This is a genomic window from Novosphingobium sp. fls2-241-R2A-195 (genome assembly GCF_030209485.1).
GTDB classification, from domain to species: domain Bacteria; phylum Pseudomonadota; class Alphaproteobacteria; order Sphingomonadales; family Sphingomonadaceae; genus Novosphingobium; species Novosphingobium resinovorum.
Map to the genome: position 1 here is coordinate 35004 of NZ_JARVRY010000041.1, position 15128 is coordinate 50131.

The 15128-nt window shown below is 65.8% G+C and carries 15 protein-coding genes; 8 read left to right on the forward strand and 7 right to left on the reverse strand.

All coding sequences use genetic code 11. The features are described from left to right. Window positions 1–8: 8 nt before the first annotated feature. The gene (locus tag QRN25_RS25255) at window positions 9–800 is read left to right on the forward strand and encodes a DUF4198 domain-containing protein (protein WP_271184352.1); all 792 of its coding nucleotides are present in this window, start codon (window positions 9–11) and stop codon (window positions 798–800) included. 29 nt (window positions 801–829) lie between these two features. Further along, on the forward strand, window positions 830–1282 hold the full coding sequence (locus QRN25_RS25260) for an EF-hand domain-containing protein (RefSeq protein ID WP_008829846.1): 453 nt from the start codon (window positions 830–832) through the stop codon (window positions 1280–1282). Between the two features lie 69 nt (window positions 1283–1351). Here the strand turns inward: QRN25_RS25260 and QRN25_RS25265 are convergent, their stop codons facing one another. After that, complete coding sequence (locus QRN25_RS25265; RefSeq protein ID WP_285022187.1) at window positions 1352–2014, reverse strand: 5'-methylthioadenosine/S-adenosylhomocysteine nucleosidase; 663 nt, start codon at window positions 2012–2014, stop codon at window positions 1352–1354. 118 nt (window positions 2015–2132) lie between these two features. Between QRN25_RS25265 and QRN25_RS25270 the strand changes: the two genes are divergently transcribed. Continuing rightward, complete coding sequence (locus QRN25_RS25270) at window positions 2133–2531, forward strand: hypothetical protein (protein WP_285022190.1); 399 nt, start codon at window positions 2133–2135, stop codon at window positions 2529–2531. Here QRN25_RS25270 and QRN25_RS25275 read toward each other — a convergent pair. The 5 genes from QRN25_RS25275 to QRN25_RS25295 all read right to left on the reverse strand — a co-directional run bounded on the left by QRN25_RS25275 (window position 2528) and on the right by QRN25_RS25295 (window position 6923). Continuing rightward, window positions 2528–2764 carry a hypothetical protein gene (locus QRN25_RS25275; RefSeq protein WP_036527928.1) on the reverse strand — a complete coding sequence of 79 codons (237 nt, stop codon included), beginning with the start codon at window positions 2762–2764 and terminating at the stop codon, window positions 2528–2530. The genes QRN25_RS25270 and QRN25_RS25275 overlap by 4 nt on opposite strands. Window positions 2765–2814: 50 nt before the next feature. Next, the gene (locus QRN25_RS25280; protein ID WP_285022194.1) at window positions 2815–3885 is read right to left on the reverse strand and encodes an LLM class flavin-dependent oxidoreductase; all 1071 of its coding nucleotides are present in this window, start codon (window positions 3883–3885) and stop codon (window positions 2815–2817) included. A gap of 13 nt (window positions 3886–3898) precedes the next feature. Next, window positions 3899–4903 (reverse strand): alpha/beta fold hydrolase, encoded by a 1005-nt coding sequence (locus QRN25_RS25285; protein WP_285022197.1) that lies wholly within the window; start codon window positions 4901–4903, stop codon window positions 3899–3901. Beyond that, window positions 4900–5931 carry an alpha/beta fold hydrolase gene (locus tag QRN25_RS25290; protein WP_285022198.1) on the reverse strand — a complete coding sequence of 344 codons (1032 nt, stop codon included), beginning with the start codon at window positions 5929–5931 and terminating at the stop codon, window positions 4900–4902. The genes QRN25_RS25285 and QRN25_RS25290 overlap by 4 nt, the downstream gene beginning before the upstream one ends. A gap of 107 nt (window positions 5932–6038) precedes the next feature. Next, complete coding sequence (locus tag QRN25_RS25295; RefSeq protein ID WP_285022200.1) at window positions 6039–6923, reverse strand: LysR family transcriptional regulator; 885 nt, start codon at window positions 6921–6923, stop codon at window positions 6039–6041. Between the two features lie 131 nt (window positions 6924–7054). Between QRN25_RS25295 and QRN25_RS25300 the strand changes: the two genes are divergently transcribed. Beyond that, on the forward strand, window positions 7055–8446 hold the full coding sequence (locus tag QRN25_RS25300) for an MFS transporter (protein WP_285022201.1): 1392 nt from the start codon (window positions 7055–7057) through the stop codon (window positions 8444–8446). 6 nt (window positions 8447–8452) lie between these two features. Beyond that, window positions 8453–9517 carry an LLM class flavin-dependent oxidoreductase gene (locus tag QRN25_RS25305; RefSeq protein WP_285022203.1) on the forward strand — a complete coding sequence of 355 codons (1065 nt, stop codon included), beginning with the start codon at window positions 8453–8455 and terminating at the stop codon, window positions 9515–9517. 16 nt (window positions 9518–9533) lie between these two features. Here QRN25_RS25305 and QRN25_RS25310 read toward each other — a convergent pair whose 3' ends face one another. Next, window positions 9534–10427 carry a LysR family transcriptional regulator gene (locus tag QRN25_RS25310; RefSeq protein WP_285022205.1) on the reverse strand — a complete coding sequence of 298 codons (894 nt, stop codon included), beginning with the start codon at window positions 10425–10427 and terminating at the stop codon, window positions 9534–9536. A gap of 182 nt (window positions 10428–10609) precedes the next feature. Here QRN25_RS25310 and QRN25_RS25315 point away from each other — a divergent pair, with 182 nt between their 5' ends. From QRN25_RS25315 to kdpA, 3 genes are all read left to right on the forward strand, one after another. Further along, window positions 10610–13012 carry a TonB-dependent receptor gene (locus tag QRN25_RS25315; RefSeq protein ID WP_285022206.1) on the forward strand — a complete coding sequence of 801 codons (2403 nt, stop codon included), beginning with the start codon at window positions 10610–10612 and terminating at the stop codon, window positions 13010–13012. Window positions 13013–13321: 309 nt separating this feature from the next. Then, a complete protein-coding gene (locus tag QRN25_RS25320; RefSeq protein WP_008829858.1) occupies window positions 13322–13411 on the forward strand; it encodes a potassium-transporting ATPase subunit F in 90 nt (29 codons plus the stop codon). 12 nt (window positions 13412–13423) lie between these two features. Continuing rightward, entirely contained in the window at window positions 13424–15127 is a 1704-nt protein-coding gene (kdpA, locus tag QRN25_RS25325) for a potassium-transporting ATPase subunit KdpA (protein WP_285022209.1), read from the forward strand. Window position 15128: the final 1 nt, after the last annotated feature.

Below are 15128 nucleotides of genomic sequence, written 5' to 3' on the forward strand. Positions count from 1 at the left end.
CTTCGACCATGACCAGACTTCCCGTAAGGCTCGCCGCGCTGTTGTGCGCCGTCAGCATCGCTCCCGGCGCCGCGCTCGCCCACACCTCCTACCTCCTGCCCAAGTTCTTCGCGGGCAATACCGAGAAGATGGTGACGGTGGAATCGGCTTTCGGCGAGAAGTTCTTCCGTCCCGAAGTGCCGGTCGATGCCAGCGACTATCACGTCATCCTGCCGGACGGATCGCGCGGCAGCTTCCAGTCGATCACCCCGCTCAAGCAGATGGTGGTGCTGGAAAGTGCGCTCGATGCCGAGGGGACTTATCGCTTCACCACGGGCGTGCGTCTCGGCCGGGTGGGCAAGAGCGCGCTGGTCGGCGGCAAGTGGCAGCCGGTCCACGGCGAAGTGCCCAAGGAAGCCACGCAAGTCCGCACCAGCCAGACCGAGACCGTCGCCGACGCCTATGTCTCCAAGAAGCAGCCGACCCGTGCGCCCGTCGACGTCGCGATCGGGCGCCTGCGCATCCAGCCGGTGACGCATCCCAGCGAACTCTATCTCGACACCCCGTTCACGCTCAATGTACTGTTCGACGGCAAGCCGATGGCCGCTCAGGAACTGGAGCTGGACCGGGGCGGCGCGGACTATGAGGAGGCGGTCAGCCACCGTCAGGTCAGGACCGACGCGCAGGGCAAGGCCGTCATCACGTTCGACCGCCCCGGCACATACGTCCTGATGACGCGTCACCGCGCCGAGGCGCCCGCCGGCTCCGGCACCGACGAGCGCAGCTACACGACCTCGCTTACGTTCCAGGTCGAAGAGTGATCCCGATTTCCAGTTCAACGGAGAAGACCATGACCAAGACTCACTTTATCGCAGGGCTCGTTCTCGCCCTCACAGCCAGCCAGGGCGCGCTTGCCCAGTCTACCGAAGAGCGCCGCGCCGCGCCCGGCCACGGCAAGGAAGCCTTCCTGCGCGAGAACGACGCCGATCACGACGGCCGCGTCACCGCCGCCGAGTTCGCCGCTGCCCGTGCCGCCAAGTACCGCACTTTCGACCTCGATGGCGACGGCAAGGTGAGCGAGGCGGACTACGTCGGCGAGTTCACCGGCCGCTTCAGCAAGGACAAACCGGCACCGGACGGCCAAGTCAAGCAGGCCCACGTGCGCTTCGGCGTGCTCGATACCGACAAGGACGGCAACCTGACGCTGGAAGAGTTCAATGCCTCGGGCGAGCGGATGTTCGAGCGGCTCGACACCAACGGCGACGGCGTCGTCGATGCGACCGACACTTCGGGTTCGTATTGATACTGAGCGTATAAAACACTTTCGTCATCCCCGCGAAGGCGGGAATGACGAAGGTAAGTTCGGCGACGATCAGGCGTTGGCGGTAAGGCTATCCGCCAATCCGCGCTCAAGCACCTCCGTCAGCTTGTCGAGCGCGATCGCCAGCCGCTCGTCCAGCAGCGCGAGCAGTTCGGTCCAGCCCGACATGCCCTCCAGTTCGTCCGCGCCGTCCGAGACACCGCGCAGGCCGATCATCGGCACGCCGAACCGCTGGCATGCGCGCAGCACTGCGTAAGTCTCCATGTCGACGAGGTCGGCGTCGACCCGCGCATAGTCTTCGCCGCCTATGACATCGCCGCCGGTCGAGAGCGAGGCGCGGGGCAGGTCGGGGAGCAGCACGGGCAACTGCAAAACTGCCGGATGGTCGGCGAACGGTGTGACGCCCCTTGCGAAGCCGAGGCGCGATGCGTCCATGTCGCGCCATGACACGTTTTCGATCTGGTAGACTTCCCCCATCCGGCAGCGCCGCGATCCGGCAGAGCCCAGGGTCACGACCAGATCGGGCAATTGCCCCGAGGCCTCCAGACGCTGCAGGCACGCGGTCGCCGCGATGGCGGCCTCGACGGGACCTACGCCGGTCATCAGCGGCGTCATCCGCGCCCTGAGATGCGGGCCGTACTCATGGTCGATGGCCATGACGAACAGCACCTGCATTCCCGCTATCGACGTCGGCTTCACAACTTGCTCCTGCATCGCCCGGCCCTGGTTCCTGCCGTAGCGGCGCGATCTTTCGCAAAGGTGACGCCGGCGCGCAATCGGCTTGTCGCAGGCCACCTTGATTTCAGTAGCCGCGACGTGTCAGGCATTCATCATGCTAGCACATACCCGTTCGATGATCGCTGCGATCGCCTTCGCCGCCCTGACCGGCAAGAAGGTCGCCGGACTCTACGACCATTCTCTTGGCCGCGACCTGCAGATCGCCGCCGAGTTCCGCGACGGCCGTTTACAGGGGTTCGACGGTGCCCGGAGTGTAAAATTCGGCGGTACGCTGCCGGAAATCCACGACGCCGGGGACAAGAATTTCGTGTCGGTCGAGATCGATGGCGCGCAAGTCAAAGGCTACGATCGCGCCTCATCCACGTTCTTCGCAGCCCGGGTCGAGGATGGGCTGGTGCAGGTCTATGACTACGGGCAGAAGGCGTGGTTCGCCTATGACGTGCAGGACCCGCAGGCGGCGAGCGAGTACCACCGCGCGGCCGGCCCGGCCTAGGATTTTCCGGGTGCGGCCTTGGGTGCGACCGGTGCTTTCCTGGCTTCCCGCTTTTCCATGTGCTTCTTGAGCGCGTAGCCGCCCACCGCCGCGGCAACGAGTCCGACTGGCCCCAGTCGTCGCAGCACGCTCGTCGCGGCTACGCCGAGGACCGCACCGCCGGTGCCGTCGATACCGCGCACGTGCTGTGCTACCTGACTGCCTGCGACTGCACCCAAAATCTTGCCGAGCATATTTCTGTCTCCTTTGCAGGAGGAAGGGACGGGATCGGCCTTTGTTCCGGCTATCGCGCCTTTGCGCGTGCGCAAACCCGGGGGATCAGTTCTGCGCCGAACAGGCGGGCGTCGGGGATCGGGTCATAGCCGCTGACGATGAACCGGGAGAACCCGGCTTCCCGGTATTCCATCAGCGCATCCGCGACCTGATCGTGGCTGCCCACCAGGCATCCCAACGCCGGCCGACCGATGGGAACGCGGGTGATGCCTGCCCAGAGCAAACCCTCCAGCGCATTCTCGTTGGCGGCTTGCCTGGCCCGGTCGATTGCCGCCCGGCGGCCTTCACCCGGATTGGTCGGGAAGCGGCCGTTATCGACGACTTCCTCGATCAACCGGTCCTGAATGGCATGGGCGCGTTCCCACGCCTGCGCCGGAGTGTCGGCGACGAGGACGCGCAGGGAGGTGAGCAGGGCCGGTGAACGGCCGATCGCGCGGGCGCGGGACAGCACGTCGCGCGCGGGCTCCTTCAGGGCGGCGGCAGGGAAGCCGGGGAACGCATAGACGTCCGCCGCGCGCGTCCCGTACTCGATCGAGGCTGGCGAGCTGCCACCCCAGAAGACCGGGATGCCCTTTTCCGGCCGAACGTGGGAGAAGGCGCCCTCCACCTGGTAGAATTCCCCCTCGTGATCGAAAGGCGCCTCGCTCGACCAGACCTTGCGCATGACTTCGACGTATTCGTGGCTGCGACGATAGCGGTCGTCCTTGGTACTGTAATCGCCGTCCGCGTGGAGTTCTTGATCGTCGGCACCGGTGATGATGTGGACACCGCAGCGCCCGCCGCTCATCCGGTCGAGGATGGCGAACATGCGCGCGGCCATTGTCGGCGCGATGAAGCCGGGTCGGTGCGCGATCATGAAGCCGAGCCTGCAGGTCGCCGCCGCTGCCCATGTCGCGATGGGCAGGCTGTCAGGCCGATGGGCCGAGTTGGCGATGAGCACGCGATCGAACCCTGCGTCCTCATGAGCGCGGGCGCAGGCTGCGATGAACTCGGAATCCACTTCGTCGAAGGGCCTCGGCCTGGCTTCGGAATAGTCGTTCCAGTGCAGGATGCCGAAGAATTCGGTCGTGTCGTCGGTCATGGATGTGCGCGCCTCACCGCTTGGCAGGGTCCGGCGCGACTGGCCGGTAGGGGGTAACGTCGAAGAGGAAGCTGTCGAGGATGTCGGCGAAGCGACCCGGCACTTCCAGCGGCGGATAATGTCCTACGTCCGGCAGGATCAGCGTCGATACCTGAGCATGGACCAGAGCATCGCGGAGGACCGCTGCACTCTCGACCGGCAGGACCGGATCGCGGGCGCCCCAGACAAGCAGCACCGGCGCAGTCACCTTCGCCAACGCGTCGGCGGTCAGCGCCGGATCGTCGAGCGCTGCGACGATGGCCAGCCTGTCGGGCGCGGCGGGGCGGCGGTTCATGTCGTAGTATTCGTCGATGAGCCGGTCGTCCGCGCGGCCGGGCTCTCCGGTGTAGAAATCGAAGTAGGCCCGCCAGTAGGAGCGCGGGCGGAAGATCTTGCTCTTGCGTCCGGTGGCCGGAGTGGAGGCGGCGATTTCCATCGCCAGCGCGGCGCTGAGCGCCATGCCTTTGCCGTCCGCGCGGCCAGTGGGCGTGTTGGACAGGATCAGCCGCTCGACCCGCGCCGGATTGCGCGCCGCGTAGTAGAACGAGATTGCACCGCCGCTCGATACCCCGGCAAGGTTGGCGCGTTCGACCTTGAGGGTGTCGAGCAGCGCCTCCAGCACCAGTACGGGATAGAGCGGGCGGTCGTAGAGTACACGTGGCGGGGCGCCCGACAGGCCCATGTTCGGCTCATCCCACGCGATCACGCGGTAGCGGCGGCTGAGACGCTCGATCATGGGCGCGAACGTGCGCAGCGACGAACTCGACCCATGCGTGAGGACCAGTACGGGGCCGGAGCCGACATCGACATAGTGGATGCGCGTGCCGAGCAGGTCGATGAACTTCGATTGCGGAAGGCGGTAGCGGCTTTCCAGTTCGGCGACCGGGATCGGGTCGGGGCTGGCGATGGTTTCCTGCGCGCAGACGGGGGCGATCGTGAGCGAGAGCGCGCAGAACGCGCCGAGCACGGCGTGTTTCATCGTGTGCAGTCCTGTACTGTGCCGGCAGGCGGACGGGCGGACTGACCGCTCCCGGTGCCGAGGAACCAGGCGATGTCCTCGGCGGCGTCAGGCGCCTCGATCGGCAGGAAATGGCCTGCGCCGGGAAAACTGACCATTAGCCGACGGGAGGCGCCGACCGTGCGTGTCACCTCGCAGCCCACCGAAACCGGGAGCATGGACCCGGCCCCGCCCCAAAGCACGAGCGTCGGTACGCGGACCGAGCCCAGCTGCTGCGCGGTCGTCTGCGATCGCTTGCCGTAATCGCTCGCTTCAAAGCGCAGGGCGCTGGTGAACTGGTCCAGCGTCGCCCCATTGCCGGGCTTGCGGTGCATGTCGTAGGTCTGCTGCACCAGATCGTCGGTGAGGACGGACTTGTTGGCGATCAGGCGGTTCAGGAGGTAGCGGTAGAACGCCTTGGGCCGGTAGATCGGCCGGAACAGGGTGTTCTCCAGAAAGCCCAGCATGGCCGAGGTCTTCGGCTGCAAGCCGGGTGGGATCGGCACCAGCGGCGCGTTCACCAGGATAAGGCTTTCAACCTGATCGGGATGCGCCAGCGTATAGCGCATGGCGATGGCGCTGCCGGTGGAGATACCGCCGATACTGAAGCGCTTCAGGCGCTCCTGCCGTGCGAGGAGGGCAATGAGCTGCTCGACCCGGCGGGGGCTGTACTCGCCTGTGCGGTCGGGGCCGGAGAGGCCGTAAGGCGGCATGTCGATGCGGATCACGCGGTGGTCGCGGGCGAGCTGCTGCGCCCATGCGTCCCAGATGCGCAGCGATTGATAGTGCCCGTGGATGAGCATGATGACAGGCCCGGCGCCCCGGTCGTCGATGTGAAGTTGCACCCCGCCCAGCGTCACATAGCGCGAATGCGCGGTCTGGTAGCGGTGGCGCAAATCCTCCAGCGAAATGGCGAATGCGTCCGTCCGCGCAGCGAGGGCGAAGGCGCCGAACCCCACTGCAAGCAGTGCCAGCGCCGCGATCCCGGCCATGACCGGACGTTTCAGCATGTCCCGTGTTTCCCCGCCTTCATCGCCCGGACTATGCGAGGTGCGCGCGCTTCGGCCCAATCGAAAGCGCGCATGCAGTCATGCCCAAATCGTATGGGAGATGGCCCTCACAGCGCCTCGTGCAGCCGCTTGATCACCACGCGTAGGGCGCCGCTCATGTAGGTCCGCCGCCGGGTGATGACGCAAAGCGTCGCCTCGACGCGGCGCATGTCGGCGGAGACTTCCTGCAATCGCCCGTCGGCTAGGCAGTCGGCGATCTCGGTACGGGCCATCAGGCCGATGAGGTCGGCGTGGAGCAGTAGCTGGCGCAGCATCGCGGGCGAGGAACTACGCACGCGGATGTTATGGTCCTCGTCCTCCAGCCCCAGAAGTCCGCGGTAGAATGCCTCGGCATTGGGCTGGTTGAAGATCGCCCAGGGCCAGCGGGCCAGTTCTCGCGCAGGCGTCACGCCGCACTCGAGGATCGGGTGCCCCCGCCGCGCGACCAGCATCAGGTCGAGCCGGGTGAGCGGCCGGAAGTTGAGGTCGCCGCTGTCGAGGTCGGGGCGCAAAGTGTCGATGATCGCATCGAGTTCCCCGCGCCGCAGCCGCGCGAACTGCGTCTCGGGCACGTCGAAGTCCAGCGAAAGCGTGATGTTTTCCGCCGAAACCGCCATTTCCGCGCAGGCCTGCGCAATGCGCGGGTCGGTCGCGGTGGAGCCGATGCCGAGGCGGACATGGCCCAAACCGCCCGCCCGCATGGCGCCGACATCCTCGATCGCCTGGTCGAAGCCGTGGAGGATCGAGCGGGCATGGGCCGCCAGCAATTCCCCGTATCGGGTGGGCAGGACGCCGCGGTGGCCGCGCTCGAACAGATCGACGCCGAGCTGCTCCTCCAGCGTGCGGATACTGCGCGAAAGCGTGGGTTGCGTGATGTTCTGCGCGGTCGAGGCGAGGGTCATCGAGCCCGTCTCCACCGCCGCCAGGAAGTGTCGCAATTGCCGGATCTGCATGGTCTTCCGATTCCCCGAGCATACGTTTTGTGCATGGAAGAAGCCGTGCTTTCGATTTCCCGGGCCAGCGCCGTATCCGTAGTCTCCGGCTGGTAGGCAGTCCGTGGCGGACCTGCGAGGCGGGGGTGCTCTTGACCGAAATAGCGGCACTCAACGGCACTCAAGGTGTACCTGGCGGCACCAGGCGCATACCGATCACGACCAAAGTGGGCTGGGCGTTCGGTTCGGCGGGCAGCACGACCGTGCTCTACGTCGTCAACGTCATCCTGATGTATTACCTGGTGACCGCGACCGGGATGGACCCCGCCCTCGCGGGCTCGTTCATGCTGGCCGGGCGCATCTACGACGGCATCGCCGACCTGCTGATCGGACAGGGCAGCGATCGTACCCGCAGCCGCTGGGGACGGCGGCGACCGTGGATGGCGGCGGGTGCGCTGCTGAGCGGCCTCGGCATGGCCTGGCTGTTCTCGGGCAGCGGGGCGGGCGGTTCGCAGGCGGTCATGGTGATGGGCGCGCTGCTGCTGACCTTCACCGGCTATTCTGCTTTCGCGATTCCCTCTTCCGCGATGCCCGCCGAGATCACCGACAGCCCGCAGGAGCGGACCTCGCTGATGGCCTGGCGGACGTTCTTCATCCAGCTTGCCGCGCTGGCGGGGGGAGCGTTGGCCCCGGCGATGATCGCGTGGGGCGGCAGTTCCGCCGATGCCTTCGCGCGGATGGGCTATTGCATGGCCGCCTTCATCTTCGTGAGCATGGCCGTCGCGGTCGTCGCGACGGGTGGCCTGCGCGAGCACCCTGTCGAGCATGAGCGCGGCTCCGCACTCGCCGGGTTCGCGCAGCTTTTCGCCAACCGCCCGTTCATCGTCCTGCTGGGCGTCAAGTTCTGCGGCTTCATCGCCTCGGCGGCGGTGGGCGCGACCGGGCTGTTCTTCATGCGCGACGTGCTTGCACGCGGAGAGACCGGCATGGCGCAGTTCGCGCTGGCGAGCGGCGTGGTCGGCACCATGAGCGTGCCCGTCTGGCGCCAGATCGCCCGCTTCGCGCCCAAGCCGGTGATCTGCGCGGCGGCACTGGTGCTTTCGGCCGCGATCAGCCTGAGCTGGCTCGCCGCCTCCCCGGCCGAGGGCGATGCCCTGTTCCTGCTGCGCGGCGGCTTTGCCGGTTTCGCGACGACGGGAACGCTGCTGATGACGCTGTCCATGTTGCCGGACACCATCGCCTTCGGGGTGCGCCGCAGCGGGCTGCGCAAAGAGGGGCTCTACGCCGCTTTCTTCGAGTTCTTCCAGAAGGCCGCCTTCGCCCTCGCGCCCTTCCTGGTCGGACTGTTCCTGCAGGCGAGCGGCTACCGTTCCGGGACCGGCGCCGCGCTGGTGCAGAGCGAGGCCGCGCGCGAGGCGGTGCGCCTGTCGATGGCGCTGATCCCGGCGGTCGCGCAAGTGGCCGGTATCGTCCTGCTCCTGTTCTACCGGATGCCTGCCGAGAATTTGGCTGAACCGGCGCCCGCACCGCACGAGGAGAACTGACGCGTCATGTCGATCGAGATCATCGGGACCTTCAACCATCGCGAATCCTCGGAGGCGAGCCCGCGTCCGATGGGCATCGTCGAGCCCGACTTCATCGCCCGCCTCGCCGCCGCGTTCGAGGCGGCGGACTTCGACCGCGTGCTGATCGCGCAGGCGGCGACGTGGCCCGACGGCGTGGTCTTCGCCACGCACCTTGCCGGGATCACCAAGCGGCTCAGGTTCATGATCGCGCACCGCCCCGGCTTCGTCGCGCCGACGCTGGCCGCGCGCCAGTTCGCCACGCTCGACCGGCTGAGCGAGGGGCGGGTGGGCGTCCATGTCATCTCCGCCCCCAGCGACACCGAGACGCAGGCCGACGGCGATTTCCTAACCCGCGACGAACGTCACGCCCGCAGTGCTGAATATATTCCGCTGCTGCGCAGGACATGGAGCGGCGAGCGGTTCGATCACGACGGCACGTTCTATACCTTGCGCGGCGCGCGCTCCGAAGTGGTGCCGGTGCAGGCGGGCGGCATCCCGGTGTTCTTCGGCGGCCAGTCCCCGCGCGCACTGGAAGTCGCGGGGCAGCACGCCGACGTTTACGCCTTCGGCATCGACCGGCTGGAACCCAGCGCCGCACTGATCGCATCGGTACGTCAAGAGGCGCGTAAGGCCGGTCGGACAGTCGATTTCTGCATTTCCACCCGGATCATCGTCGGCCGTACCGAGGGCGAGGCATGGGACAAGGCGCAGGCGGTGCTGGAGGACGTGCGCCGGGGCGTCGAGGACATGGCGCAAAAGGGCGGTCAGCCCGGCGTCCTCGGCAAGAACGAACTGGCCGAAGCGCGCGCCCGCGAAGGCGACGTGCTGGATGAGCGGCTCTGGGTGGGCATCGCCCGCGCCACCGGGTTCCAGAAGGCCGCCAGCACGATCGTCGGCACGCCGGACTCGGTCGCCGCCAGCCTGCTCGCCTATCACCGGCTTGGCGTGAACCGCTTCCTGATCAGCGGCTTCGATCCGATCGCCGACGTCCTGCACCTTGGCGAGCACCTGGTGCCGCGCCTGCGCGCTTTCGCCGCGCTGGCCGCCTGAGCCGGTGCGCGCGCACTCATCCCGGAGGTTTGGAAAGTTCGCGGCGCAGCAGGTTGGCGAATTCCATGACGATCGGACGCAGCGGAATATCGGGGCGGTAGAGCAGCCCGGTCGCGCGCGGGACGGGCATGCCCTCTACTCGCAGCGCCTGCGCCCGGGCGCCGCTCATGTAGTCGTCCGGCATGATGCCGAGGCAGCCTTCGTCCTCGATCATTGCGCGCATCATCCTTGGGGAATCGGTGCGGAAAACCTGATCGGGAAAGCCCATGCCGCCATTGGCGAAGAAGCGATTCATGTCGAGATCCGCGTGGAGGCAGTTTAAATAAACCCAGCGCTCGCGCGTCAATTGTTCAAAAGTAATAACATCATCTATGGTGCGTAGGTGGTGTCTTTGTGCTGCGTATAGCTGAGTTGTAGAAGTAAAAAGTCGCTCGTAGGCGATGCCTGCCTGCATGCGGTCCGTCGGGACCATGCTGGCGATCAGTTCGACCCTGCCCTCCAGCACCATCGGCACCAGATCCTCGATCATCCCGATCTTCAGATTGATCGACAGGTGGGGATAGCGCCGCGCGAACTCCGAGAGGATTTTCGGCAGTGCGAGGTCGGCCAGATGGGTGCCGATTCCGACGTTCAGCGCACCCCCCAGACCCTTCGCCAGCCGAGCGATGTCGGCCCTGGCATTGTCCGCTGTGGCGGTCAGCAGGTTGGCGTATTCGTAAAGCACGGAACCTGCCGAAGTCGGCTCAATTCCGTTGTTTCTGCGCACCAGAAGCGGCGTTCCAACGCTCGCTTCGAGGGCGTTCATGCTGCGCGTCAGGGCAGGCTGGGTGAGGTGCACCGCCTTGGCCGCGGCCGAGAACGAACGCTCCTCGATGATGGCGATCAGGTGGCGCAGCTGGCGAAGGTCCATCGTGCTCTCCGGGCGGCGGGACTCAGGGGACCGGCCTCTGCAGTTTCATAACTGATGGTTATGGGCGGACAACCCAAATTCAATTGAATATCCGATTTTATCCTGAAAACTTCCGTTCCGAAGTCGTGCGATGAATCGAAGTTCATTGACACACAAATTCCGAAAACAGGGAGAATACCAAGATGCGTTCGAAATCGAAATGCTATGACTTTGGTGCATGCTGCACCGCGCTCATGCTCGTCATGGCCGCCGCGCCTGCCGCGCAGGCCCAGGAAACCCCGGTTGCGCCGTCCGCTCCGCAGGCCGAAGCGGGCACCGACGGCGGGGTGATCATGGTCACCGCCCGTCGCCGCGAGGAGTCGCTGCTGGAGACCCCGGTGACGCTGTCGGTCATGACGGCGGCCAACCTCGCCAAGCTCAACGTCAACAACGTGCTGGACCTGCAGGCCTTCACGCCGGGCCTCTATGCGCAGCAGACCAGTTCGGGCCGCGTCGACCGCAGCTACAGCCAGATCGTCATCCGCGGCATCGCCGATCCGCTGAACCCGACCGTCTCGGTGTTTCTCGACGGTACGCCGGTCAACTTCGACGTCATCAACAACCTCGGCAACGAAGTGTCGCGTGTCGAAGTGCTCAAAGGTCCGCAGAGCGCCGCCTTCGGCCGCCAGTCCTTCGCGGGCGCGATCAACGTGGTGACGCGTGATCCGGGCGATGCGTTCCGGTGGAACTTCGACGGCACTGCGGGCAGCTATTCGCTCTATGACATCAAGGCGAGCGTCGAGTTGCCGATCGTCAAGGACGCCATCGGCCTGCGCATCGGCGGGCGCCGCTACGGCTTCGACGGGCAGTACACCAACCCCTACGACGGCAGCCGCCTCGGTGCGCAGCAGACCGAGACGATCAACGGCACGCTGGTGATCAAGCCGTTCGACGGCCTGCGCCTCAAGGCTTTTGGCATGTATCTGGAGGACCATGACGGCGCGGGCGCGGCGGGCTTCTCCAGCCGTCTGCCGGTCAACACCTTCAACTGCAACGCGGGCGCCGCGCCGACCAACGTGAACAACTTCTACTGCGGCAAGATCCCGCAGTTCCCAACCAGCCAGATGGGCCAGAACCCGGCGACGCCAGCGTTCATCGACCAGGTCGTCAACAACTCGCTGGGACGCCTGAACCCGACCTACAAGGCGATCAACGACCACGCGGGTCTGGAGCGCCGCGAGATCGTGACGAACCTTGCGGCGGACTTCACGATCCCCGGCACCGACATCGTGCTCTCGTCGCTGACCGGCTACAACAAGACCCGTTTCCAGAGCAATCAGGACCTCGACGGGCGCGATACCAGCGGCATTCCCAACACCACGGTATCGACGATCCCCGGTTTCGTGGGCGATCCGTTCATCAACTACCCGACCATGGCGATGTACAAGGAGCGCGCCCTCAGCCAGGAATTCCGGGTCACTTCCGGCGCGAACCAGCCGCTGCGCTGGATGGTGGGCGCCAACTACTTCAAGGTCAGCAACCGCAGCTATACGGTCGCGCTCTATCCCAATACGATCCAGGTGTTCGGCGACGGCTCGCTCAATACGCTCGTCGACAAGAGCGTGTTCGGCAGCGTGTCCTACGACTTCTCGCCGCGCTTCACGCTGAACGCCGAAGGACGCTACATCGAGGAGGAGCTGAAGGTCTACTTCCGCGATCCGCAGACCCTGCGCACCAGCGGCAAGTACAAGCGCTTCGTGCCCCGCGTTTCCGCGCAGTACAAATTCACGCCCGACCTCATGGGCTACGCGACCTATTCGCGCGGGATGAACAAGGGCGGCTTCAACCTCTCGGTCCTGCCGCTGACCGCCGCTCAGCGCGCTTATCTGGAAGAGCGCGCCTCGGTCACCAACATCTACAAGCCGGCCGTCATCGACAACTATGAACTGGGCCTGAAGGGCACCGTGGCGGATGTGTTCTCCTTCAGCGCGGCGGTCTTCTACGCCAAGTGGAAGGACCAGGCGATCACCAACAGCATCCAGGTCCCCAACGCCACCCCGGGCGCCAGCGACATCGGCGTCGGCGTGACCCAGAACACCGGCAGGAGCACGGTGAAGGGCGCCGAGATCGAGGGTAACCTCAAGGTGACCCATGCGCTGTCGCTCAACTTCAACGCCGGGTACAACAAGGTCGAGCTGGACACTTCGATCCCCTGCGCCTCGTGCGTGGCGATCACCGGCAACTCAACGGTGGCGGCGGGCGCGCAGAACCCTGCGGCTCCGGTGTTCACCAGCAACGTCGGCGCGGAATACGGCGTCGACATCGGCGACGGCTACCGCTGGTTCCTGCGCGGCGACTATGCACACCGCAGCCGCATCTACACGACGTATGAGAACATCTCGTGGATCGGCGATGCCAACAAGGTGAACGTGCGCACCGGTATTAGCAGCGAGCATCTCGACGTGCAGTTCTTCGTCAACAACGTGTTCAACGACAAGAGCTACACCGGCGTCCAGACGACGACGAGCCTGCTCGGCGGCAATGCGGTGGTGCTGTCGATGCCGGTCAAGCGCAACGGCGGCATCCGCGTGCGCTTCGGGTTCTGATCCTTCGAACATGGCATGGTCGAAAGGCGTCCGGGAGCGAGCTATCGCTTCCGGACGTCGCTTTTTCAGCGAAAATCCGCAGATCATACGCAAATACTATGCGGCTGCGGATTTGCTCGTCTCGAATTCCAACGCCGCACCATCCTAATGGCTCTGCTGCATTCGACTCGTCCCGCACCCTTTGCGAGGCGAGCTTGCAGGAGCATTACCCATGCAGGACATCCTCTGGATCGGCCTGACCCTCGCGTTGCTGGCGGCCAGTCTCGGCTACGTCGGCCTGTGCAACAAGGCGTGAGGGGCGCGACCGACATGACCATCGATCTGTGGCTGGCGGGTTTCACCGCACTCGGCCTTCTCGTCTATCTCGTTGCCGTGCTCGCACGGCCCGAGCGGTTCTGAGGGGGCGCCGTCATGACCTTCCAGGGATGGCTGTATATCGCAGCTTTCGTCGGCGTTCTGCTGGCGCTCACCAAACCTATGGGGCTGTGGCTCCACGCGCTGTACGAGGGCCGCCGCACGCCGCTTCATCGTGTGCTCGGACCCGTAGAGCGCGGCTTCTACAAGCTGTCAGGCATTAACCCGGACGAGGACCAGCCGTGGCATCGCTACGCGGTGCACATGCTGGTGTTCAACGCCGTGCTGCTGCTCCTGACTTATGCGGTGCTGCGCCTGCAAGGCGTGTTGCCGCTCAACGGCCTCGGCTATGCGGGCATCGGCGCGGACGGGGCATTCAACACCGCCGTCAGCTTCACCACCAACACCAACTGGCAGTGGTACGTGGGCGAGGCGGTGATGAGCAACCTGTCGCAGATGTTCGCGCTGACGATCCATAACTTCCTCTCGGCGGCCACCGGGATCGCGCTGGCCTTCGCGCTGTTCCGTGGGTTCGCGCGCCGCAGCGCTACCGGAATCGGCAACTTCTGGGCCGACATTACGCGCGTGACGCTCTACCTGCTGCTGCCCGCCTGCGTGGTCTACACGCTGTACCTGATTGCGGCGGGCGTGCCGCAGACGCTGGCGGCATCGGTCGACGTCTCGACGCTGGAAGGCGTGAAGCAGACGCTCGCGCTCGGCCCCGTCGCCTCGCAGGAGGCGATCAAGATGCTGGGCACCAACGGCGGCGGCTTCTTCAACGCCAATTCCGCTCACCCCTTCGAGAACCCGGACGCGCTGACCAACTTCGTCCAGATGCTGTCGATTTTCGTGATCGGCACCGGCATGACCTGGTGCTTCGGCAAGGCGGTGGGCAATACCCGCCAGGGCTGGGCGATCCTGGCGGCGATGATGACGATCTTCCTGATCGGCACCGCCGTGGTCTACTGGCAGGAAGCGGTGGGCAATCCGGTGCTCCATCACCTCGGCATCGCCGGAGGCAACATGGAAGGCAAGGAAGTCCGCTTCGGCGTGGTCGCCTCGGCGCTGTTCTCGGTCGTCACCACGGCGGCCAGCTGCGGCGCGGTCAATGCCATGCATGACAGCTTCACGGCGCTGGGCGGCATGATCCCGCTGTTCAACATGCAGCTTGGCGAAGTCGTCGTCGGCGGCGTCGGCGCAGGCATCTATGGCTTCCTGCTGTTCGCCATCCTTGCCGTCTTCGTTGCGGGTCTGATGGTGGGCCGAACGCCCGAGTACGTCGGCAAGAAGATCGAGAGCCGCGAGGTCAAGCTGGCGGTGCTGGCGATCGCGGTGCTGCCGCTGGTGATCCTGGGCATGACCGCCGTGGCCTCGGTGCTGCCTGCGGGCCTTGCCGGGCCGCTCAACAAGGGGCCGCACGGGTTCTCCGAGATCCTCTACGCCTTCACCAGCGCCGTAGGCAACAACGGCTCGGCCTTCGCGGGGCTGAGTGCGGGCACGCCGTTCTACAACGGCATGCTGGGCGTCGCCATGTGGCTCGGCCGGTTCTTCGTCATCGTGCCGATGCTGGCGATCGCGGGCAGCCTCGCCGCCAAAAGGTACACCCCCGAGACGGCGGGCAGCTTCCCCACCACCGGGCTGCTGTGGGCGGGCCTGCTGATCGGCATCGTCCTGATCGTGGGCGGCCTGACCTTTCTTCCCAGCCTCGCCCTTGGCCCTGTCGCCGATCATCTCGCGGTGATCCGTGGCCAGCTTTTCTGAG